The sequence below is a fragment of the Streptococcus sp. oral taxon 058 str. F0407 genome (assembly GCF_000235485.1).
In the GTDB taxonomy this organism is placed as follows: domain Bacteria; phylum Bacillota; class Bacilli; order Lactobacillales; family Streptococcaceae; genus Streptococcus.
This window is the reverse complement of sequence record NZ_JH378888.1, coordinates 211113-233653: the sequence shown is the minus strand read 5'-3', so window position 1 is coordinate 233653 and position 22541 is coordinate 211113. Positions and strand designations below refer to the sequence as shown.

The following is a 22541-nucleotide window of genomic DNA, read 5'->3' as shown; positions in this document are numbered from 1 at the left end:
TAGATTTAGCTAATACAAAATTAAAATAGACGAGAATAACTTAGCAGTTAGTTTGTTTGTTCATAAGAATCAATCTATTAATTTGTTAAACTTCTCAAATATTTTAATTCATCAGCATTGAGTTTCTACTGATAAAGGAACTGAACCATTATATGAATTCTACATGCAGCCAATATCATATGCTTAATTCAGATAGTAATTTTTAATATACGAACAATGAATACAACAATTTGCTAGTGAGTCATCGTATTCAACATTCAAATGGTGATAAAGACTTTCCACACGATAATAACAATTTTGAATCATTTTATACAACAATCACAGTATTGGGTATAAAGACTTTAAAGCTGAATTGTTTAGTTACCTAAACTTCTTCATCAAAAGATGACTAACCTTCAAATTTTTCCAAAAATGTGTTTAGAATATTGACAAAATGCATGTTTTTCTTTGGTTACAAAAGGGAAAATGAATGAACTAGTTTGCAAAGCTTTATATAATTTATAATAATAAAAGTATTGGACATATTGCAGTAAGTTCTATTGGGGGAAAATTTAGCTTTTCAATAGAGTTCAAAAATGATATAATCAACAATGTACTTCATGATACTGTCTCAATTGACCAAAGCTAGTGAGTTTATATTAGCCACGATTTTAGTAAACTGACAGGTGAGAGAATATTTCATAGAAAGCGAGGTAACCTCACAAGAGTAGAGTCCGAGTAATACGAATCCAAGTATAGACTTCATAGCTTAACCAAGTAACGTTTAAAATATCTGTTGAGTATCTTTATGAGATTTCTACGTAAGAAGATATTTTAAAAGGAGATAATCGTGGTACTTTTTATACGTCGAATTTACATTCATAAGACATTCGTTCAAGAACTAACGAAATAGAAAGAAAAACAAGCTCACCTAATAGTAGAGTTTACGGACCATACAGAAGACTTACAAATATTTCAAGACAGTCCTTTGCAACTAACTGCTCCAATGGTTTCTAATCAAACGATTAAATTGAAAAAAAGAATGCCTGCATCATTAAAAATAATTCGTAATCACGATTTCCGACATTCACATGCAGCATTTCTAGTTTCAAAAGGACTCAGAAACGGTGAGGGAAAAGATTATATATTTTTTACACTTATGAAACGACTCGGACACAGTAGCATTAATACAACTATCAACATCTATTCGCACCTATTCCCAACCCAACAAAAAGAAGTCGCCAATGCTTTTGACAACTTCTAGGGCAAAAAATGGCAAAAAAATTTATTAAACAAGGCTCAAAGCCTTGATACGAAAGGAATCTTAAAAATCTTATGATGAACATGCAAAACATGATGCGCCAAGCACAAAAACTTCAAAAACAAATGGAACAAAGTCAAGCAGAACTCGCTGCTATGCAATTTGTTGGAAAATCTGCTCAGGACCTTGTCCAAGCGACCTTAACTGGAGATAAGAAAGTTGTTAGTATTGACTTCAGTCCAGCAGTTGTAGATCCAGAAGACCTAGAAACCTTGTCTGATATGACCGTTCAAGCGATTAACGCTGCTCTAGAACAAATCGACGAAACGACTAAGAAAAAACTAGGTGCTTTCGCTGGAAAATTACCATTCTAATCACCTACAGAAAAAGGAGGAAGGTTCACTTCTCCTTTTTTTCTCTGTTAGAAATCAAAGAATTCTGTAGCTTTTTTCAAAAGGAGATCGGTGTATTCTGGATCTTCCTGAGCTGCTGCTAAAGTCTCCTGTAGCATCTCCATGTCATCTGTAATCATCCCATCCACTGATAACTGCAACGATTTATCGAGTGCGTCAGAGCTATTGATGGTCCATACGTAAAGCTTTTGTTCTGTATACCAAAGTTTCGTGACAAAATATTCATCCAATGTTGAATACTCCATGGTATAGCCAGTTGCCTTGGTTTTGGGGAAAATACTATTATAAGGCAAGATGAAATAAGCTGGAATAGTCGAATCATATTTCAAAACTTGGTCAATCACATGATAGTCTAGTGATTGCATCTGATGACCATACTGCTTGATAATAGGGCCATACTTCTCTAGAAAACGTTCCATCATTTGCGGACTGTCTTTTTTACTGGTTTTGATTTCAATCAACAATCTTTGATGAAGTTCATTCGCGCGATTGAGATAGTCATCAAAACTAGATATCTTGGTTCGATAGCCATTTTCAGAAATATCTAACCCTGTCAACTCCTCCAAAGTCAAGTCATGAGGACTGGCGTTGATACCTGCTAAGTTCTTAAGATTGGCGTCATGCATCATCACAAACTGACCATCTTTGGTCTCCTGCACATCCATTTCAATCAAATCTGGTTTCAGTTGTGCTGTTTTTTCCAAAGACTGTACAGTGTTTTGTACACCATTTTTATTTGAAACGCCCCTATGTGAAATGACTAAAGGGGTATTTGTCACAGGAGCTTCCAGATAGATATAACCTTCCAGCGCAAAAAAGATACTAGCGCAGCCCATAACTCCCCATCTCATCAGATGGTCTTTTTTTCTTCTTGGCATAATCTCCAGTTCCTCACCTGTCAAAAAGGAGACAAATTTAACAAGGAAATAGGTCAACGCCATATAGTGGATGTTCTTTATCAGGACAAAGTTGATAACTCCAAGAATCAGTGATTCTTTCTGTGTTAAATTGTCAATTACAATCTGTCCCAATAGCAAGGGAGTCAAGAGGAGAAAGAAAAAGAGATAGGTTTTAATAATAATGAGTAGCAAGTTCCAAGCATAAAAGAGAACTTGTTTTTTTGTCTTTTGCAGACTAAATTTTACTCCTTCTCTCACAGTCTTCTTTTCAAAGAGAATCTTTGGAAGGACAAACATGAGTCGGACAGACACATAGAGCAAAATCCAAGCAGATGCAAAAATCATCAAACCTACTAGCCAGTACTTGTCTTCCAGATAAGTTACGATAAAGTCTGGAATAACGATTTTATTTAAGTAATAAATTTTTAAAATTTTCCTGATGAAAGGAAAGAGCATGGCTACGTAGAAGAATACAAAGGCCATCTTACAGAAGCTCAAGCGTTTCATGAACAGAAAACTTTGCTGGAAAACTTTGCGACTGTACTCAATCAAGGTTCTCTTTTCGTGGTAGAGAAGGTGACGCGCCCCAATAAAGAGGAGGCAAATCTGGAAATAGGCCACCAAAAGATTGATTACAATCAAGACGAGAAAGGCCAGACTGATTAAAGGAGAACTCGTGATAATGGCAAAAATATTATTGTAAGAAATAAACAAATAGCCCGTCTGACTGAGTAAAAGACCAGCAAGAAAAGAATTAAGAGGTAACCACAGATATTCCACCATCATGAAAATTAAGAAAAAGAGGAAGAGAACTTTATCTAGGTTGAGGTAAATTTTCCTAAAACCTAGTTTTTTAGGTTTTTCAGGTTTCATAAGCACTCCTAGTCTAGAAATTGAGATAAGTCTAGCCCACCAAAGGGATTCATGGATAGATTACTCTGTTCTTCTAATAATAGTTTTCCTTCGTCAGACTCCAGAAAGGCTTCGTAAACACGCGCTGTCATGCGGGCATCTTCTAAACTATTATGCGATTGACCTTTAAAGCCTAAAAAATTCGCAACAGTTTGCAGTTTGAGGTTAGCTATGCCGTGTAGGTCGGAACTACGACGTTCAAAAGCCTCATCATATAGGTCAACCTTATACTGGTCACGATAGTCCAAACCATGCTCCATGAGAATAGGCAAATCACTCTTGGCTGCATTGTAACCAACGATTGGTAAGTTGCCAACAAATGCCTGAAAGTCTTTTAAAACTTTTTCTACTTTTGGCGCATCTTTCAAGGTTTCAGCTGTAATTCCTGTCAAACCATTGATAAAACTCTTTAAAGGCACGCTGGTATGGACATAAGAATCAAAGGCATCTATTTCATGACCATCTTGAAAACGAACTGCTGACACTTGAATTAAATGGGTAACCCCTTCATGTTGATTAAATTCCAAATCAAAGGCGATATAGTCTCTTAATTTTTCCATCTTTTACCTCAATTCCGACTTAATTTAAACTATAAATAAGAAAAGAAGCTATTAGGTTAGTGAATAACCCAAACAGCTTCTTTATTTTCCTCCAAACAGGCGAGCAAAAAAGCCTTTTTTGGTTGCTTGGACTTCTTCTTTTGCTTGGTCTAACTCTAGTTTCAAGCTTTCTTGATCCTTCATAGCTTGAAGAGTTAACTGTTGCTGTTGATCCAATTGTTTGTCCTTTTCAGCAATCTGGCGGTCTTTGATGCGCATCTGCTCATCTTTTTCTGCCAGCTGCTGGTCCTTGGCCTTGAGTTGCTCGTACAATCGAAGAATTTCAGCATTTTTCTCATCGACCAAGATTTCCATCAGTTCGCGTTGTTTGACATCATCACTGACTGGTTCATCTTCAAAAATCGTTTTTTTATAGATTTCTTCTAGCTTGATTAAGCCACTTCGAGTAACTACAGTTACACCTTTGTCATTTTTTTTCGTGTCCTCTTCGGGAAGTTCTTTGACACGATTGTTGATTGCCTGACGAGATAGGCCTAAGACCTCTGCAATCTCACTGACGGTCATTTCAATACTCATAATATCCTCTGAAACGTTTTCTAGCTTTTCTTTATTTAAATCTTATCATAAGCTAGATAAACTGTCAAATTTCCGCTTAATTCAAGGCCTTTAAAAAGGCTAGTAAGACTTGGGCAGAACGACGTCCTGCTTCTATAATAAACTCATCAAATGAGATAGAGGCCTCGTGATTGGCATTGTCACTCATAGCGCGAATGACTAGGAAAGGTAGGTCAAGAGCCTGAGCCGCTTGAGCAATAGCCGCCCCTTCCATTTCAACTGCTAAAACAGCTGGAAAGTGAGACTTGATACTAGCAATCTTATCATCTCCAGCTATAAAACTGTCCCCTGTAGCAATCAAGCCTAGGTGCCAGGTCTGGTCTAATTGAGATAAATTTGTTTGAATCCTAGTAATAAAGTTCTTATCGGATTCAAAGTAAAGGGGTTGACCAGCCATCTGACCATAAGCATATCCAAAAGCAGTCACATCCACATCATGATAAGCCAGTTTATCCGCAATCACTACATCGCCAACGGCAATCCCTTCTGCAAGAGCACCTGCTGATCCTGTATTGATAATGGCTTCTACTTGAAAATGGTCAGCTAGGACAGCTACACTCATAGCCGACATGACCTTCCCAATCCCACTCTGAACAAGGACAACTTCTGTCTTACCAATAGTGCCAGTATAGTAGGTATTTCCTAAGACTTGGACTTCTTGAGGTTTATCCAAATTCTGAGTCAAATGTAGAAGCTCTTCTGGCATGGCAGCAATGATTCCAATTTTCATTTCATGTCCTTTCAATTACAAGAGTTTCATCGCCAACACTAACAAAATCAAAAGTAGAATGACTGCAAATAAGATGCGATTGAGTTTTGAATTAAAAACATTTCTCTTGGTGTTCTCAATACGACGACTCTTATGAATCGTTGGTTCTACTTCGATTGTAAGTGTATCTTGACTAAAACCGTGGTCTCTAGAACGTGAATAGCCAAAATGTTGTGAAGCGGTTGGCAGGATTTTGGTTTCCTCATCATCTTGAAGAGGTGGCCCGGAGATTTTCTCCCCACGATTGGCACGTTCAATCATTTCATCTGTTAATAAAGGTTTTCCCATGGGTTGCTCCTCTATTTCTTTTGTAATTCCCAGTACTGGATCGCCATAATAGTCTTGGCATCACAGATATGACCTGACTGGATCAGGTTCTTGGCTTCCTCTAGACTCACTTCTAGAACTTCCAAGGTTTCATCATCGTCTTGCGGACGAGGGTTTTCTACCTTCGTCAAATCACTTGCAAGGTAGAGTTTCAATTTTTCATTACAAAAACCAATTGCAGAATAGAAATCGTATAAGAGTTCTAACTTAGCTGTGTAGGCAACCTCTTCTTCTAGTTCACGAAGAGCCGCTGCCATTGGATCTGCATTTTCACCAACTTCAAGTTTTCCAGCAGGAATCTCATAAGAGATAGCCTCGATGGCCTTTCGATATTGCTTAACGAGGACGATTTTGTCCTCAGCTGTCACGGCTAGAACACAAACGGCTCCATTGTGAAAAATCAAGTCACGTTGAGCAGTTCCTTTTCCTTCTGGCAGTTCCACTTGATCTTGCACCAGTTTAAAGATAGGACCTTGATAGATTTCTTTTCGACTAAGCGTTTTTTCTTCAAATTCCATGATAGACTCCTACTGGTTCTTCGGATGATGTGGTAAACGTGTTGCGTACTCATCTTTGTTTACTTGTCGTCCACGACCAATCGCAATGGCATCAGCAGGAACATTCTTAGTAATGGTTGAACCAGCACCAACGAGAGAATTATCCCCAAGTTCTACAGGGGCGATGATGGTTGAATTTGAACCAACAAAGACATTGTTGCCAATGACAGTCTTATATTTGTTTTTCCCGTCATAGTTTACTGTAATGGTACCTGCACCAAAGTTAACATGGCTACCCACTTCACAGTTTCCGATATAGGTCAAATGACCAGCCTTGGTATTTTCACCAATTGAAGATCCTTTTACTTCAACAAAGTTTCCAATGTGTACTTGGGAAGCTAGGCTTGAACCTGGACGAATGTGAGCATAGGGACCGACTGTCACACTGTCCGCAACACTACTTTCCTCAATCATGGAGTTCGTAATCACGGCTCCAGTCCCAATTGTGCTATCCACGATATAAGTTCCATTTGTTAAAACAGTTTCCGCCCCAATCTTCGTTTGACCTTTCAAGGTAACGTTAGCTTCGATTTGGACTTCCGGAGCAATCTCAACATCAATGTCGATGTATGTTGCTTCTGGATTGACAAAACTAACACCATTGACCATGTGAGCGTGATTGATACGGCGACGCATCACTGCTTCTGCAGTAGCAAGAGCTACACGGTCGTTTACTCCAAGACTTTCATCAAAATCTTTGAGAGTATAGGCGCCAACCTTCTCACCCACATTACGGAAGATACCAATCACGTCAGTAATATAATACTCACCTTGGGCATTGTTGGTGTTGATGTTTTTCAGGGCTTCAAAAAGACGTTCATTGTCAAATACGTAAGTTCCAGTATTGATTTCCTTGATTTGTTTTTCAAAGTCTGTGGCATCTTTCTGCTCCACAATGCGAAGAACTTCTGCATTATCGTTACGGACGATACGACCATACCCAAAAGGATTTGCTGCTTCAGCTGTTAAAATCGTCGCCACATTTTTATGATTGATATGGAAATCCAAGAGATTTTTCAAGCTTTCACCTGTAATCAGAGGAGTATCTCCAGCAATAACCAAAGTGTGCCCAGTACGATTTTGGAGAATAGGCTCTGCCATCATGACAGCATGCCCAGTTCCTAGTTGTTCTGATTGGGTGACAAAGTCTGTCTGACCAGCCAAGACTTCCTCAACTAGCTCAGCCTTGTGTCCCACTACAGTAACTGTTTTTTCAGGTTGAATAGCTCCAACACTGCGAAAAACGTGTTCCAACATCGAAATTCCTGCTACTTTATGAAGTACCTTTGGAAGATCTGATTTCATGCGAGTACCTTTACCCGCTGCTAAGATAATGGCATAATTTGACATACTATTCTCTTTTCTGTAAAAATTCCCTTATATTATACCATAATTTTACTTTTAAAGAACAAACAAACAGGTGCTTTCTTGAAAATCTCCCTACTTGTCTACATTTCTAAGTGGTTTCCTTTGATTTTTTTAAATTTTTACGATAGACTAAATACATATGAGAAAACAGATTCATCCAACTATTATTTTTAGTTTATTTGGAATTTTCATAGCGATTTTATTCCTCAACAAACCAAGTTTTGAGGACCATCCTATCAAGACAAAACCAAATGCTCTTCAGGTTGAAACACAGGCCTTGCATAATCTTGACAAACCCATTATCGACGTCTCTGGTTGGCAAAGGCCTGAGGAGATCAACTACGATACCTTATCTCAAAACATTTCTGGTGTTATCGTTCGCGTGCACAATGGGGCTCAGCATACTGAAACAAATGATGCTGCCTTTATTAATGGTATCGATAAAGCCTATCAAAATCACATAGCAGAATTTCAAAAACGCAATGTCCCTGTGGGTGTTTATGCTTACGTAGCTGGAAAAAGTAAAGAGGATATGGAAAAGGCTGCTGAAGTCTTCTACAATGCTGCTTCTCCCTACAATCCTAGCTACTACTGGTTGGACGTTGAAGAAAAAACAATGTCTGATATGAATGAAGGTGTTGAAGCCTTTCGTGCCAAACTGGAATCTTTAGGTGCTAAAAACATCGGCATCTACATTGGAGTTTACTTTATGCAAGAGCACAGTATCAATACAGATAAGTTCACTGCTATTTGGATCCCTTCCTATGGAACTGACTCTGGTTATTTTGAAACTAAGCCAGATACTGATCTGGACTACGATCTCCACCAGTACACATCTAAAGGAAGAATTGCTGGATTTGAACATCATTTGGACATCAATTTGATTTCTACTGCTAAAGAGAAGGAAGAAACCTTCAGAAAACTATTTTTAAGACCATAAGACAAGTGAAAATAACAAACTTTTTCACTTGTTTTTTCATTTTTTCCCCGTCTGTGTTATAATTGATAGCATAGAGAAGAATTTTATGAAATTGAGGATTTTATTATGTTTTCATGGATTGCACGAGTTATTAAAGGAATCGTCATTGCCTTAGGATTTATCTTGCCAGGTATTTCTGGAGGAGTTCTGGCTGCAATATTAGGTATCTACGAGCGAATGATCGGCTTTCTAGCTCATCCTTTTAAGGATTTTAAATCAAATGTCCTTTACTTTATCCCAGTAGCTATCGGGATGTTGCTAGGTATTGGTTTGTTTTCTTATCCAATCGAATATTTGCTAGAAAATTACCAAGTCTATGTTTTATGGAGTTTTGCAGGAGCTATCATTGGCACAATTCCTAGCCTCCTTAAAGAATCTACTCGGGAATCTGATCGTGATAAGATTGACCTAGTCTGGTTCTGGGCTACCTTTATCATTTCTGGGTTGGGTCTTTACGCTCTCAATTTTGTCGTAGGATCACTCAGCGCAAGTTTTGCAAACTTCATCTTAGCGGGTGCTCTTTTAGCTCTTGGTGTCTTGGTACCTGGTTTAAGTCCGTCAAATCTCCTCTTGATTTTGGGACTGTATGCTCCTATGTTAACTGGTTTTAAAACCTTTGATTTATTTGGCACCTTCCTTCCTATCGGCATTGGTGCAGGGGCAACCCTCATTATCTTTTCAAAATTGATGGATCATGCCTTGAACAACTACCACTCCCGTGTTTATCACTTTATCATTGGGATTGTGCTTTCAAGTACTCTCTTGATTTTGATTCCGAATGCTGGAAATGCTGAAAGTATCCAATACACTGGGCTTTCCATTGTGAGCTATGTTCTCATTGCCTTCTTCTTTGCGCTTGGTATCTGGCTTGGTATCTGGATGAGTCAATTGGAGGATAAGTATAAATAATGGCAAGAAAAGTCAAGATTAAAAAAACCTTGGTCGAACAAATCTTGACCAAGGCTGGTATTGACCATACAGGCATTCAAATCAATGCACTTGAAGGAGAACTTCCTCCTGAATACGACAGAAACCAAATCTTTAAAACCTTGGCTCTTTTGGGAGACAAGACAGGACCGATTATTGGAATTGTCCCCATAACAGAACACCTCTCTGAAAAAAAATTAGCAAAGGTTTCTGGCAATAAAAAAGTGAGCATGATTCCGCAGAAAGACTTAGAAAAAACGACAGGCTATATTCATGGAGCAAATAATCCAGTAGGCATTCGTCAAAAACACAATTATCCTATTTTTATTGATCAGACTGCTTTGGATTTGGACGAAATGATCGTCTCTGCTGGGGAAGTTGGACATAGTATCATCATACGTCCTCGAGACTTGGCCAGCTTTGTAAAAGCGAATTTTGCTGATATCTTGGAGGAAAGTAAGTAATGAAACTCTATTTTGTCCGTCACGGTCGCACCCTCTGGAATCTTGAAGGACGTTTTCAAGGTGCTAGTGGGGACTCGCCCCTTCTTCCAGAGTCCATTGACATCCTAAAGCAACTGGGTCAGCATCTCAAAGAAATACCTTTTGATACGATTTATTCTAGTGATTTACCCAGAGCGGTCAAATCTGCTGAAATTATCCAAAGTCAACTCCAGACACCCTGTCCTTTAGAAAGTATTCCAGACCTACGTGAATGGCAACTTGGGAAACTTGAAGGTTTAAAAATCGCAACACTCAATGCCATCTATCCACAACAAATCAAGGCTTTTCGCTCCAATCTGGCTCAGTTTGATACGAGGATGTTTGAAGCAGAGTCCCTTTACAGTACTACCAAGCGGACCATTCAATTTATCAAATCTCTGAAAGAAAGTCCGGCTGAAAACATTCTAATCGTCGGTCATGGTGCAAATCTGACTGCTAGCCTACGGACACTTTTGGGTTATAAAGAGGCTCACCTTCGTAAAGATGGAGGCTTGGCCAATGCTAGTTTGACAATTTTGGACACTGAGGATTTTGAATCCTTCACTCTCGAAAGATGGAATGATACTTCCTATCAAGAAAAATAATCGAACTTGATCCCATCGGTCAAGTTCTTCTTAGTTTTCAAAGAATATCCGTGAATTTCTTTGCTATTTATGATAAAATGGGAGTATCGCAAAAAATGACTCATCGTATCAAATTTTGAGTAAAACTAGGAGGATCCCATGTCTACAGAACATATGGAAGAACTAAATGACCAGCAGATCGTTCGCCGTGAAAAAATGGCTGCGCTCCGTGAACAAGGAATCGATCCCTTTGGAAAACGTTTTGAACGTACTGCTAACTCTCAAGAACTGAAAGATAAATTTGCAGAACTCGATAAAGAACAACTACACGAATTAAACGAAACTGCTACTATCGCAGGACGCTTGATAACCAAACGTGGTAAAGGGAAGGTCGGCTTTGCCCATCTCCAAGACCGTGAAGGTCAAATCCAAATCTACGTTCGTAAAGACGAAGTTGGTGAAGAAAACTACGAAATCTTCAAAAAAGCAGACCTTGGTGACTTCCTCGGTGTCGAAGGCGAGGTTATGCGTACCGATATGGGAGAACTCTCTATCAAGGCTACACACATTACGCATTTGTCTAAAGCACTTCGTCCTCTTCCTGAGAAATTCCACGGTTTGACAGACGTTGAAACCATCTACCGTAAACGTTACCTAGACTTGATTTCTAATCGTGAAAGCTTTGAACGTTTTGTCACTCGTTCAAAAATCATCTCTGAAATCCGTCGTTACCTTGACCAAAAAGGTTTCCTTGAAGTGGAAACACCTGTTCTCCATAACGAAGCTGGTGGTGCTGCTGCTCGTCCATTTATCACACACCACAATGCCCAAAACATTGACATGGTGCTTCGTATCGCGACTGAGCTTCACTTGAAACGCCTTATCGTTGGTGGTATGGAACGTGTCTATGAAATCGGCCGTATCTTCCGAAACGAAGGAATGGACGCCACTCATAACCCTGAGTTCACTTCTATTGAAGTTTACCAAGCTTATGCGGACTTTCAAGATATCATGGACTTGACGGAAGGTATTATCCAGCACGCTGCTAAGTCAGTTAAGGGTGATGGCCCAGTCAACTACCAAGGAACTGAAATCAAAATCAACGAACCATTTAAACGTATTCACATGGTGGATGCTATCAAAGAAATTACTGGTGTTGATTTCTGGCAAGACATGACTTTCGAGGAAGCAAAAGCTATTGCTGCTGAGAAGAAAGTTCCAGTTGAAAAACACTACACTGAAGTTGGCCACATTATCAACGCCTTCTTTGAAGAATTTGTCGAAGAAACTTTAATCCAACCAACCTTTGTCTATGGACATCCAGTAGCTGTATCACCACTCGCTAAGAAAAATCCTGAAGACGAACGTTTTACTGACCGCTTTGAGCTCTTCATTATGACCAAGGAGTACGGTAATGCCTTCACCGAGTTGAACGACCCAATCGATCAACTTAGCCGTTTTGAAGCCCAAGCGAAAGCTAAGGAACTTGGAGATGATGAAGCGACGGGCATCGACTACGATTACATCGAGGCCCTTGAATACGGTATGCCACCAACAGGTGGTTTGGGAATCGGTATCGACCGTCTCTGCATGCTCCTCACAGATACAACTACTATCCGTGATGTATTGCTTTTCCCAACAATGAAATAACCCCTTATCCTCTGGCCCTTGTCAGAGGATTTTTTAATACTAAAAGAGACTGAGGTTCACTCAATCTCTTATTCTTGATTCTTCACCTGACTGGTTGCTACATCTTCTCCAAACCATTTTTGACTAATTTCCTGGAACTTTCCTTCTTTGTATAGTGCAACAAAGGCTTGGTTCAAGGCATCTAGCAACGTTTTATCAGCAGGTCTAACGCCGACTGCAAAGGCTTCGCTTTCAAATCCAGCTGAAAAGACATTGTAGTCATTTAATATCCCTTCAGACTGGAGGTAGTAATTGGCATAAACACGGTCAATTAACAAGGCATCAATCCGATCATTTTTCAAATCAATCAAGGCTTCATTGAAACTCTGGTATTGATTTGCCTTCTGGTCTTTCACTCGATTCTTGAGTAATTCTGGTTGTCCTTCAAAATTCAAATAGCCAGAAGATCCAGCCTGAGCTCCCAAAACCTTGTTATTCATATCTTTGACTGACTGGATGTTCTGAGATTTTTTAGAAACTAAAACTTGCTGATTTTCCATATAAGGAATGGTAAAAGCAACCTTCTCTTTCCGTTCATCTGTAGCTGTATAGCCATTCCAGATGGCATCAATGGTACCATTCTGTAGTTCCGTTTCTTTCATATCCCAGTCGATGGGTTGAAATTTAACCTGAATTCCTAGCTTCTCTGAAACAGCTTGGGAAAGATCTATATCAAAACCTGCATACTGGCCATTCTTTTCCTCAAATCCCATGGGAACAAAGGTATTGTCAAATCCAATGGTAATGCTACCCTGCTTTTGATATTTAGACCAATTATCCTGACTTGGATCACTTGCCTTCTGAGTACAAGCCATCAGGAAGAAGCTAAAGAACAGTGCAAGTACAAGGGCAATTTTCTTTCTCTTCATAGGCACCTCCTACTCCTACTTTGGATCAACCTTAAGGATCTGATCAGCAATGTTTTCCGCAAACTGAAGATCGTGGGTCACAACAATCTGGGTCATGCCACGCTCTTTATTTTGAAGGATGAGTTTTTCCACCTCTAATCGTAACTCAGGGTCTAAAGCTGATGTAGGCTCATCATATCCAATAACTTCTGGGTTTATCATCATGGCACGCGCTAAGGCGACACGCTGCTTTTGTCCACCAGATAAGGAAAACGGAAAGGCATCAGCATGTCCAGCTAACCCAAGTTGTTCTAACAAACCACGCGCCTTCTTCTCAGCTACTTCCTTATCCATGCTCATCGTTTTTATAGGCGACAAAGTTAAGTTTTCGAGAACTGACAAATGCGGAAAGAGTTGAAAGTCTTGGAAAACAAATCCTAGTAGATTTCGCTTTTCTAGTTCGTCTATAGCTAGAGATTCGCCATTATAGTAGATTTCTCCAGAATCAATGGTTTCCAGGCCAGCCAACATACGCAATAAAGTGGTTTTTCCGCCTCCTGATGGACCTACGATTGCAAGGATTTGCTTTTCAGGAATAGATAGGCTGAAATTGGTTAAGATTTGTTTGCCACCAAAGGCTTTATTGATGTTTCGTAATTCTAACATAGCAATCCTCCTATCTGTAATAACTGTACTTCTTCTCAAGTTTTTTCGCTACAATAGTCACAAGACCAATCATGATCAAATAAATCGCTCCAGCTAAAAACATAGGAACGAGACTGGCATCTCGATTGGCTGCTGTCCGACTAGCTAAAATCAAATCTGAAATCCCAAGGGCATAGACCAGAGAAGTATCCTTGACCAAACTCATAATTTCGTTAAAGACACTTGGTAAGACAATCTTTGTCACCTGAGGAAGAATGATATAACGAACTGTATCAAAGGGGCTAAATTTTAACACTTTTGCAGCTTCGTACTGTCCTCGTGGTATAGTTTCAATTCCGCCACGAAAGATTTCTGCAAAGTAGGCAGCATAGTTGAGCACAAAGGCGATAACAGCCGCAGGAAGGCGATCCAAACGAATGCCAATGCTAGGGAGCACATAGTAGATAAAGATTAATTGCAAGAGCAAGGGAGTTCCTCGCATCACCCAAATATAGAGGTCAATCAAATAATGGAGGGGTTTCCAATGGACTTGCAAGGCAAAGGCAATGACAATCCCTAAAGGAATAGAAAAGATTAAGACCAGAGCAAAGACTTGAAGAGTCATACTTGCACCGTTCAATAAACTTGGTAAAATCTCGAATATATAAGACATACTGCACCTCCTAAAAATAATTGTTCCTATTATAGCATAAATAAACAATTTAGCAAGGTTTTTTTGTAAAAAAATTCTATTTCTTTTTAAAAATAAAAACCGTATCCATCAAAATGACTAGATACAGTTTCGCTTGATAGAATATTTTTAAAGTGTTTCTAGCAGTTCTTGCATCTGAACATCATCTGGAATCAGTTTTAAATATGCTTCGGCTTGTACTTTGGCATTTTCAAAATAACCCAGTTCACGCAAGAGATAAGCATATTGCTCTAAAAACTCTGGATTTTCCTTAAGGTCAGACGACAGTTCTTGATAGAGTTCATAAGCCCTATCTAAATCCTCGATTTCCTGGTAAGAACGGGCAATCATCCACTTAGTAAGGAGGTTTTCAGGTTCTTGATTTTGGAGAGCAATGATGTCCTCATACCGCTCTTGTTCCATATAAATGGTTGCAAGGCGAAGAAAAATCTCCTCAAGGTCTTCTGCATCATCTTTGGCAGTAAGGAGAAATTGCTCCGCACCACTAGCATCATGCAATTCATACGAGAACTGGGAGGCAGCTAGTAAGAGCCGAGTTTCAAATGGATTTTTCTCCAAACCTTGTTTAGCGATACGAAGGGCCTCTTCCACCTGATGTTCCTTGTGCAAGGCCTGACTATAACCATACTCATATCCTTCGAAATCAGGTGAAATGGTGTCAATCTGCTTAAAGTAAAGAACGGATTTTTGATACTCTTCTTGGTCAAAGTAAAGGCTGGCCAGTTCAAAGGCAGTTTGGTCATCGTATTCTAGTTCTAAAGCTTTTTCTAAAAACTCTGTAGCTACTTCAAACTTGCCTAACTGTGCATAAGCATAGCCAATTCGTTGGTAGGTTGATATGCCCGTTTGTTCATAGGTGGAGCGATTGTCTAATTGAGCGTAGCCCTGAATGGCTTCCTGATAATTTCCTAACTCACTATCCAACTCAGTCAAACCAAAAACTAATAAGGGATCATCTGAGTAGTTTAAGGCTTCCAGTAACTTTTCACGCGCTACATCTGTCAATCCTTCCAATTGATAGAGGTCTGCCTTCAAAGCCAAAGCCGATACATACCAGTCACTTTCAGGTGTGATTTCCTCCAGATAGGCAAAGGCTTCCTCAACATTTCCATCCTCGCTCGCAATGGTTGCTAGGTTCAGATTCGCTTCTGGAAATTCTGACACAATTTTTAGATAGATTTCCTTGGCTTGGGGATAAAAGCCAATTCCCTCAAGATAGCTTGCTAGTTCGTAGAGAATTTCCGTCGAATCAGTTTCAAGTGCTTTATGAAAATACTGATCTGCTTTGTTTAGATCTTGTTCATCCAAAGCCTGGAGCATACGTTGACTATTGTTCACTCTTGATTTCCTCCCCTTCTTCTTCATACAAACCACTGATCTTTTTGTACCAGTTAAAGATAGCAGAAATAACCACCTTAGCGGAGGCATAGACAGGGATTCCCAGTAAGACTCCCCAAATACCAAACATAGAACCTGAGGTCAGGAGAACAAAGAGGACATTGATGGGATGAATATTGAGCTGACTACCTAAAATAAGTGGGGAAACGAAGCGACCTTCAATCGTTTGTTCCACGATAAAGACAATGACGACTTTCAAGAGCATAACAGGTCCTGCAATCAAGCCAAGAACTAAAGCTGGAAGCATGGCAAGGAAACTACCTAGATAAGGCACTAGATTGAGGATACCAGCCGTGATACCTAGAGTCACAGCATATCTGAGGCCAATGATCTTAAAGAAGATAATAAACATAATCGCTACAATAATAGCAACTGTAACCTGTCCTCTAACGTAGTTTGACAACTGTTTATTAACATCTGACAAAACTTGTCCGACAGGTTCTTTTAACTTGTTTGGGATGAATTTAGTGAGGTAATCCCGCAAGCCTTTCCCATCTCTCAAAAGATAAAAGAGCATGAATGGAACAATGATAATCGCCACAATGACCTGAGAAACGCTACTGATAAAGGCGCTGACCCAGTTAACTGCTTGAGAAGAGATTTTGCTCGCCCACATCGTCGCCTCACTAGAAACATTGGCAAGAACTTGCTCCAACTGCGGTCTAAAATCATCTGGCAAGCGTTTGGTTACAAGATCATTGATCACCTTATCAGCATCTTCGAGGTATGTTGGTACATTCTTTGCAAAATTTAAGACCTGTCGTTGGAGATTTGGAATTGCGACTGCCAGCCCCCAAATGATAAAAAGTCCAATAATGACAAAAACAATACTGATGGCAAGTACACGGTTGATCTTGTGTTTCTCCATCCAGTCAACAATCGGATTGAGGAGGTAATAAAGTAAACCGGATAGAATAACCGGCAACATGACAACCCCAAGAAAGTCTAAAACGGGTAAAAAAATAAAACTAATCTTACTTAGAATGAAAATGTTTAGCCCCAGTAACAAGGTTACTAAAAATACGGTGATAGCTTTGTTATCTAAAAACCACTTGAAAAACCAAGATAGGCTAAAATGTTTCTCTTTATGTTCCATAAATACATCCTTTCTTTCATTCTCTCATTATACCATTTTTAATCTAAAATAACTCTTATTAAAGTTCTTACATAAATAAGACTGATGTATCATGGTAGTTATTTTGTGGTATAATGAACTTATCATTATTAAGAGGTATGGACATGAAAGAAACTGTTTATTTTGGAACTTATACTCGTCGCTTATCTAAAGGGATATACAAGGCAGATTTTGATACAGAAACAGGCCAGCTTGCAAATCTTGAGCTTTTTGCTACTGAACCAAGTCCGACCTACCTTGCCTTTGACCAACAGCAACACTTATACAGCGTAGGGAGTCAGGATGGCTTAGGTGGCATCGCTGCTTACAATACTGATGGCACTTTGCTAAATCATGTTGTTGAAGAAGGCGCTCCCCATTGTTATGTGGCAGTGGATGAAAAGCGTAGTCTCGTTTACGGAGCCAACTATCACAAAGGTCAAGTTCTAGTTTATAAGCGTCAAGCTGATGGTAGCCTCATCCAAACGGATCTGGAGCAGCATAACGGACAAGGTCCTCATGAAAACCAAACTTCTCCACATGTACACTTTACAGACCTAACACCTGACCAGTATCTCGTCACATGTGATCTAGGTACTGACAAGGTGACGACCTATGATGTTAGCCAAGAAGGAAAACTAAGTAAACTTTCTACCTATCACAGCCAAGCTGGAGCAGGTGCTCGCCACATCGTTTTCCACCACCACTATAAGATTGCCTATCTCATCTGCGAACTCAATAGTACCGTTGAAGTCCTAATTTACGATGGGGTTGGTGAATTTGAACGCATGCAAGTCATTTCAACCTTACCAGATGGATACAAGGACTTCAATGCTACTGCTGCTATTCGTCTTTCAAAAGATGGCAACTACCTCTATGCATCCAACCGTGGTCATGATTCCATTGCAGTCTATACAATCCTCGCTGATGGTAGCTTGGAATTATTAGAGATTGTACCAACACACGGACAAAATCCACGTGATTTCGACCTAACTCCTGATCAAGAGTTTCTCATTGCTGTTCATCAAGATTCTGATAACGCAACCGTCTTTAAGCGCAATCCTGAAAGTGGCCGTCTTGCAGAACTTTCTAACGACTTCCAGATTCCTGAAGCAGTCTGCATCTACTTTACGAACTAAGATAATCAAAAAATGAACTTGAGATTCAAGTTCATTTTTTGATTATAGTTTATTTCCAACATTGATACGGTTAATGGCACGTTGAAGAGCAATCTTAGCGCGTCGTTCTTGGTCAATTAAGTGCTTATCTTGAGCTTCTTCAATTTCTCGTTCAGCGCGAAGTTTCGCACGTTCTGCACGACTAATATCGATATCACGAGCACGCTCTGCTGAGTCCGCTACGATGGTAATGATGTCATTAGCAATCTCGATAATCCCTCCGTTCACTGCAATCCAGTTCACATGAGTATCATCATCGATTCGCTTTACCTTTACTTCATCAACCGCTAAAACCGCAATCATATTTTCATGTCGTGGCAAGATCCCCATCTCACCATCCAGAGTTCGTACCGATACAAAGCTGGCATGGTGATCATAGACGAGGCCATCTGGTGTCACGATCTGGACAGTTAACTGAGTCATAGGTCACCCCTTAAAATCCCATTTTCTCTGCCTTAGCAATGACGTCTTCGATTGAACCAACTCCACGGAAGGCATCTTCTGGTAAATGGTCATGTTTTCCTTCAAGGATCTCCTTAAAGCCACGAACTGTTTCCGCTACTGGTACATACGAACCAGGTTGGCCAGTAAATTGCTCCGCAACGTTGAAGTTTTGTGACAAGAAGAACTGGATACGACGAGCACGTGCAACCAAGGTCTTTTCTTCATCTGACAACTCATCCATACCAAGGATGGCAATGATATCTTGCAATTCATGGTAACGTTGAAGGACACGTTTGACTTCTGCAGCTACAGCATAGTGCTCCTCACCAACAATTTCAGGTGCCAAGGCACGTGAGCTTGAAGCGAGCGGGTCAACGGCTGGGTAAATCCCCAATTGTACCAACTTACGTTCCAAGTTTGTAGTTGAATCCAAGTGAGCGAAGGCTGTCGCTGGCGCTGGGTCAGTATAGTCATCCGCTGGCACGTAGATGGCCTGAATAGAGGTTACAGAACCCTTCTTGGTTGATGTGATACGTTCTTGCAATTGACCCATTTCCGTAGCAAGTGTTGGTTGGTAACCAACGGCTGATGGCATACGACCCAAAAGGGCAGATACTTCTGAACCAGCTTGTGTGAAACGGAAAATGTTGTCAATGAAGAGAAGAACGTCTTGACCTTCTACATCACGGAAGTATTCGGCGATTGTCAAACCAGTAAGGGCAACACGCATACGTGCTCCTGGTGGTTCATTCATCTGTCCAAATACCATGGCTGTTTTCTCGATAACACCTGATTCTTTCATTTCCCAGTAAAGGTCGTTCCCCTCACGAGTACGTTCCCCAACACCAGTAAATACTGAAATACCACCGTGTTCTTGGGCAATATTGTGAATCAATTCTTGGATCAAGACAGTTTTACCAACTCCGGCACCACCGAAAAGTCCAACTTTACCACCTTTTAGATAAGGGGCAAGAAGGTCGATAACCTTGATCCCTGTTTCCAAGATTTCAGATGAGGTAGACAATTCATCAAAAGTTGGAGCTTTCTTATGAATTGGCTGACGCTCAGCGTCATCAGCGAAAGGAGCATCCAAGTCAATAGTATCTCCCAAAACATTGAAGACACGTCCCAAAGTTTCTTTACCTACTGGCACAGAGATTGGATGGCCTGTGTCCAAAACTTCCATACCACGAGTCAAACCATCTGTTGATTCCATGGCGATCGTACGGATCATACCATCACCCAACTCCAAGGCTACTTCAAGGACGATTTTTGTTTTTCTTTCGTCATTTTTGTAGACGACAAGTGCATTGTTAATCTCAGGAAGTGGTTCCCCAGCTGCAAACAAGACGTCTACAACGGGTCCGATAACCTGAGCAATTTTACCTGAACTCATCTCCTTCTCCTATTCTATATAAGATACTGTCGGTCCCTAGTTCACCTAGGGCCTAAGTTCATTTTGATACGTACAGGGTAAAGCCTTATTCTAAGGCACTAGCACCTGCTACAATTTCTGTAATTTCTTGTGTAATCGCCGCCTGTCTGGCACGGTTATACTGGATTGTCAAATCATTAATGACCTTTTTTGCATTATCGGTCGCCGTTTGCATGGCTGTCATACCTGCAGCATTCTCAGCTGTCTTAGCATCGATAATAGCCCCGTAAATCATACTTTCGGCATACTGTGGCAACAACTGCTCTAGAATCTCATCACGGCTTGTTTCCAACTCAAATGTCAAGCTATACTCCTCATCTGCTTCGTTTGGATCCAAGTCAACAATCGGAAGCATTTGCTCCACACGCATTTGGCTGGTAAGCGTATTGACGTGGTGATTATAGCAAACATAGAGTTCATCAAAAAGTTCATTTTGATACATTTCAATCGTTTTTGAAATAATTTTACGAACTTCATCAAAACTAGGTTGGTCGGCCAAGCCCCGCAATTCATAGATTGGTTGAATGCCACGAGCCTTGAAAAAGTCAGCTCCCATACCACCAATACAGATTATCTCAAAACCTGTACCATCTGGATGGTATTCTTCTTTCAATTCCATAACAGCTTTAAGGATGGAAGCATTATAACCCCCAACCAAACCCCGGTCTGAAGTGATAACGATATAACCTGTTTTCTTAACTGGACGACTGATGAGCATCGGATTGGTTGAACCACCAGATCCATTGCCATGTAGAATATCCGTCAAAAGCTTACGAACCTTCTGAGCATAAACTTGGAAGTTGCGCGCTGCTTCTTCAGAGCGACCTAACTTGGCAGCCGATACCATTTGCATAGCATTGGTGATTTGACTCGTATTTTTGGTTGAGGCGATTTTTGTTTTAATATCATTTAGAGATACTGCCATCTGACACCTCTATTCTTATTGGAAGCTGGATTGATTGAGAAACTCTGTAATCGCAGCATCCAAGACTGCTTCTTCTGGCAAGTCTTTTGTTTCACGAATGGTTTCCAAAATCTCTGGATAGTGAGCGTCAAAGAAGGCATGGAACTCCTCCTCAAAACGAACAATATCATCTACTGGGACCGTATCCAAGAAACCATGTGTCAAAGCGTAAAGAATGGTTACTTGTTTCTCAACAGGTAATGGTTTGTGAACTGGTTGTTTCAATACTTCTACAGTACGACGTCCACGGTTCAACTTAGCCTGTGTTGCTGCATCCAAGTCAGAACCAAACTTAGTGAAGGCTTCCAACTCACGATATGAAGCTAGGTCAATACGAAGTGTACCAGCTACTTTCTTCATGGCTTTGATTTGAGCGGAACCACCTACACGAGATACAGATGATCCCGCATCGATAGCTGGACGAATACCTGCATTGAAGAGACCATCACTAAGGAAAATTTGTCCGTCAGTGATAGAAATCACGTTGGTTGCGATATAGGCAGAAATATCTCCTGCTTGTGTCTCGATAAATGGTAGGGCTGTGATTGATCCACCACCAAGCTCATCAGAAACCTTAGCTGAGCGCTCAAGCAAACGGCTGTGAAGATAGAAAACATCCCCTGGAAAGGCTTCACGACCTGGAGGACGACGGAGCAAGAGAGACAGTTCACGATAAGCCACCGCTTGTTTTGAAAGATCATCATAAACAATCAAAACATGCTTCCCTTGGTACATAAATTCTTCCGCCATGGCAACTCCAGCATAAGGAGCTAGGAAAAGCAATGGAGAAGGCTGTGATGCAGAGGCTGTCACAACGATTGTGTAGTCCAAGGCACCGTACTGACGAAGTGTTTCAACTTGCGTACGAACGGTTGACTCTTTTTGTCCAATCGCGACATAGATACAGATCATATCTTGACCTTTTTGGTTCAAGATTGTATCAATCGCAATGGTTGTTTTCCCTGTCTGACGGTCACCGATAATCAACTCACGTTGACCACGACCAATCGGTACAAGGGCGTCAATAGCTTTCAAACCTGTTTGCAATGGTTCTGAAACAGACTTACGCTGCATAACGCCTGGAGCCGGCGCTTCTACTGGACGAGTTTTATCCGTGTGGATTTCTCCAAGACCGTCAACTGGACGACCGAGTGGGTCCACAACACGACCAATCAGACTCTCACCTACAGGGACTTCCATGATTTTACCTGTACGGCGGATTGTATCGCCTTCACGGATATCTGTAAAATCACCTAGGATGATAATACCAACATCTGTTGACTCCAAGTTTTGCGCCATACCATAAGAGCCGTTTTCAAAAATCAACAACTCTCCACTCATGGCATTTTCAAGACCGTGAGCACGGGCAATACCGTCCCCGATATAGGTTACAACACCTGTTTCAGACACATCAAAATTGGGTTTGAAATTTTCAATTTGTTGCTTAATTAAAGCGCTGATTTCTTGTGCGTTAATTGCCAA

General features: G+C 40.4%; 23 protein-coding genes and 1 pseudogene. 8 read left to right on the top strand and 16 right to left on the bottom strand.

What is annotated here, in order from left to right:
* Positions 1-844: 844 nt before the first annotated feature.
* Both HMPREF9184_RS09945 and HMPREF9184_RS05635 read left to right on the top strand, forming a co-directional pair.
* Positions 845-1243: pseudogene (locus HMPREF9184_RS09945) on the top strand (site-specific integrase); the annotation flags it as partial.
* Positions 1244-1314: 71 nt separating this feature from the next.
* Positions 1315-1614, top strand: coding sequence for a YbaB/EbfC family nucleoid-associated protein (locus tag HMPREF9184_RS05635; protein ID WP_000981527.1), 300 nt, complete (start codon positions 1315-1317; stop codon positions 1612-1614).
* Positions 1615-1661: 47 nt separating this feature from the next.
* Here HMPREF9184_RS05635 and HMPREF9184_RS05630 read toward each other — a convergent pair whose 3' ends face one another.
* The 7 genes from HMPREF9184_RS05630 to glmU form a co-directional block, all read right to left on the bottom strand.
* Positions 1662-3425, bottom strand: a complete 1764-nt coding sequence (locus HMPREF9184_RS05630; RefSeq protein ID WP_000801698.1) for a glycerophosphoryl diester phosphodiesterase membrane domain-containing protein — start codon at positions 3423-3425, stop codon at positions 1662-1664.
* A gap of 8 nt (positions 3426-3433) precedes the next feature.
* The gene (locus HMPREF9184_RS05625; protein WP_000413621.1) at positions 3434-4024 is read right to left on the bottom strand and encodes a 3'-5' exonuclease; all 591 of its coding nucleotides are present in this window, start codon (positions 4022-4024) and stop codon (positions 3434-3436) included.
* Positions 4025-4105: 81 nt separating this feature from the next.
* Positions 4106-4600: a chromosome segregation protein RocS gene (gene rocS, locus HMPREF9184_RS05620; RefSeq protein WP_000021247.1), complete on the bottom strand. Its 495-nt coding sequence runs from the start codon at positions 4598-4600 to the stop codon at positions 4106-4108.
* 76 nt (positions 4601-4676) lie between these two features.
* Positions 4677-5369 (bottom strand): 5'-methylthioadenosine/adenosylhomocysteine nucleosidase, encoded by a 693-nt coding sequence (locus HMPREF9184_RS05615; protein WP_000689798.1) that lies wholly within the window; start codon positions 5367-5369, stop codon positions 4677-4679.
* A 15-nt stretch (positions 5370-5384) separates the two neighbouring features.
* Positions 5385-5696: a cell wall synthase accessory phosphoprotein MacP gene (gene macP, locus HMPREF9184_RS05610; RefSeq protein WP_000517869.1), complete on the bottom strand. Its 312-nt coding sequence runs from the start codon at positions 5694-5696 to the stop codon at positions 5385-5387.
* Between the two features lie 11 nt (positions 5697-5707).
* Positions 5708-6253 (bottom strand): NUDIX hydrolase, encoded by a 546-nt coding sequence (locus HMPREF9184_RS05605; protein ID WP_000393806.1) that lies wholly within the window; start codon positions 6251-6253, stop codon positions 5708-5710.
* A 9-nt stretch (positions 6254-6262) separates the two neighbouring features.
* Positions 6263-7642 (bottom strand): bifunctional UDP-N-acetylglucosamine diphosphorylase/glucosamine-1-phosphate N-acetyltransferase GlmU, encoded by a 1380-nt coding sequence (glmU, locus tag HMPREF9184_RS05600; protein ID WP_000073741.1) that lies wholly within the window; start codon positions 7640-7642, stop codon positions 6263-6265.
* A 157-nt stretch (positions 7643-7799) separates the two neighbouring features.
* Between glmU and HMPREF9184_RS05595 the strand changes: the two genes are divergently transcribed.
* From HMPREF9184_RS05595 to lysS, 5 genes are all read left to right on the top strand, one after another.
* Positions 7800-8600, top strand: coding sequence for a glycoside hydrolase family 25 protein (locus HMPREF9184_RS05595; protein WP_001231245.1), 801 nt, complete (start codon positions 7800-7802; stop codon positions 8598-8600).
* Between the two features lie 105 nt (positions 8601-8705).
* Entirely contained in the window at positions 8706-9548 is an 843-nt protein-coding gene (locus HMPREF9184_RS05590) for a DUF368 domain-containing protein (protein WP_000493303.1), read from the top strand.
* On the top strand, positions 9548-10030 hold the full coding sequence (locus HMPREF9184_RS05585) for an aminoacyl-tRNA deacylase (protein ID WP_000101924.1): 483 nt from the start codon (positions 9548-9550) through the stop codon (positions 10028-10030). Before HMPREF9184_RS05590 ends, HMPREF9184_RS05585 begins: the two co-directional genes overlap by 1 nt.
* Positions 10030-10653: a histidine phosphatase family protein gene (locus HMPREF9184_RS05580; protein WP_000780799.1), complete on the top strand. Its 624-nt coding sequence runs from the start codon at positions 10030-10032 to the stop codon at positions 10651-10653. Before HMPREF9184_RS05585 ends, HMPREF9184_RS05580 begins: the two co-directional genes overlap by 1 nt.
* Before the next feature lie 138 nt (positions 10654-10791).
* The gene (gene lysS, locus HMPREF9184_RS05575; protein WP_000102432.1) at positions 10792-12282 is read left to right on the top strand and encodes a lysine--tRNA ligase; all 1491 of its coding nucleotides are present in this window, start codon (positions 10792-10794) and stop codon (positions 12280-12282) included.
* Between the two features lie 68 nt (positions 12283-12350).
* Here lysS and HMPREF9184_RS05570 read toward each other — a convergent pair whose 3' ends face one another.
* From HMPREF9184_RS05570 to HMPREF9184_RS05550, 5 genes are all read right to left on the bottom strand, one after another.
* A complete protein-coding gene (locus HMPREF9184_RS05570; protein ID WP_000823408.1) occupies positions 12351-13190 on the bottom strand; it encodes an amino acid ABC transporter substrate-binding protein in 840 nt (279 codons plus the stop codon).
* Positions 13191-13205: 15 nt separating this feature from the next.
* A complete protein-coding gene (locus HMPREF9184_RS05565; protein ID WP_000891747.1) occupies positions 13206-13835 on the bottom strand; it encodes an amino acid ABC transporter ATP-binding protein in 630 nt (209 codons plus the stop codon).
* A 10-nt stretch (positions 13836-13845) separates the two neighbouring features.
* Positions 13846-14487 carry an amino acid ABC transporter permease gene (locus HMPREF9184_RS05560; RefSeq protein ID WP_000120358.1) on the bottom strand — a complete coding sequence of 214 codons (642 nt, stop codon included), beginning with the start codon at positions 14485-14487 and terminating at the stop codon, positions 13846-13848.
* A 147-nt stretch (positions 14488-14634) separates the two neighbouring features.
* Positions 14635-15864, bottom strand: a complete 1230-nt coding sequence (locus HMPREF9184_RS05555; protein ID WP_001065973.1) for a tetratricopeptide repeat protein — start codon at positions 15862-15864, stop codon at positions 14635-14637.
* Positions 15854-17020: an AI-2E family transporter gene (locus tag HMPREF9184_RS05550; protein WP_000400293.1), complete on the bottom strand. Its 1167-nt coding sequence runs from the start codon at positions 17018-17020 to the stop codon at positions 15854-15856. Before HMPREF9184_RS05550 ends, HMPREF9184_RS05555 begins: the two co-directional genes overlap by 11 nt.
* 143 nt (positions 17021-17163) lie before the next feature.
* Here HMPREF9184_RS05550 and HMPREF9184_RS05545 point away from each other — a divergent pair, with 143 nt between their 5' ends.
* Positions 17164-18177: a lactonase family protein gene (locus HMPREF9184_RS05545; protein ID WP_000665602.1), complete on the top strand. Its 1014-nt coding sequence runs from the start codon at positions 17164-17166 to the stop codon at positions 18175-18177.
* A 42-nt stretch (positions 18178-18219) separates the two neighbouring features.
* Here HMPREF9184_RS05545 and HMPREF9184_RS05540 read toward each other — a convergent pair whose 3' ends face one another.
* The 4 genes from HMPREF9184_RS05540 to atpA all read right to left on the bottom strand — a co-directional run bounded on the left by HMPREF9184_RS05540 (position 18220) and on the right by atpA (position 22541).
* Complete coding sequence (locus HMPREF9184_RS05540; RefSeq protein ID WP_000192869.1) at positions 18220-18639, bottom strand: F0F1 ATP synthase subunit epsilon; 420 nt, start codon at positions 18637-18639, stop codon at positions 18220-18222.
* Positions 18640-18649: 10 nt separating this feature from the next.
* Complete coding sequence (atpD, locus tag HMPREF9184_RS05535) at positions 18650-20056, bottom strand: F0F1 ATP synthase subunit beta (RefSeq protein WP_000094365.1); 1407 nt, start codon at positions 20054-20056, stop codon at positions 18650-18652.
* An 85-nt stretch (positions 20057-20141) separates the two neighbouring features.
* Entirely contained in the window at positions 20142-21020 is an 879-nt protein-coding gene (locus HMPREF9184_RS05530) for a F0F1 ATP synthase subunit gamma (protein WP_000301232.1), read from the bottom strand.
* 15 nt (positions 21021-21035) lie between these two features.
* Positions 21036-22541: a F0F1 ATP synthase subunit alpha gene (gene atpA, locus HMPREF9184_RS05525; RefSeq protein WP_000996625.1), complete on the bottom strand. Its 1506-nt coding sequence runs from the start codon at positions 22539-22541 to the stop codon at positions 21036-21038.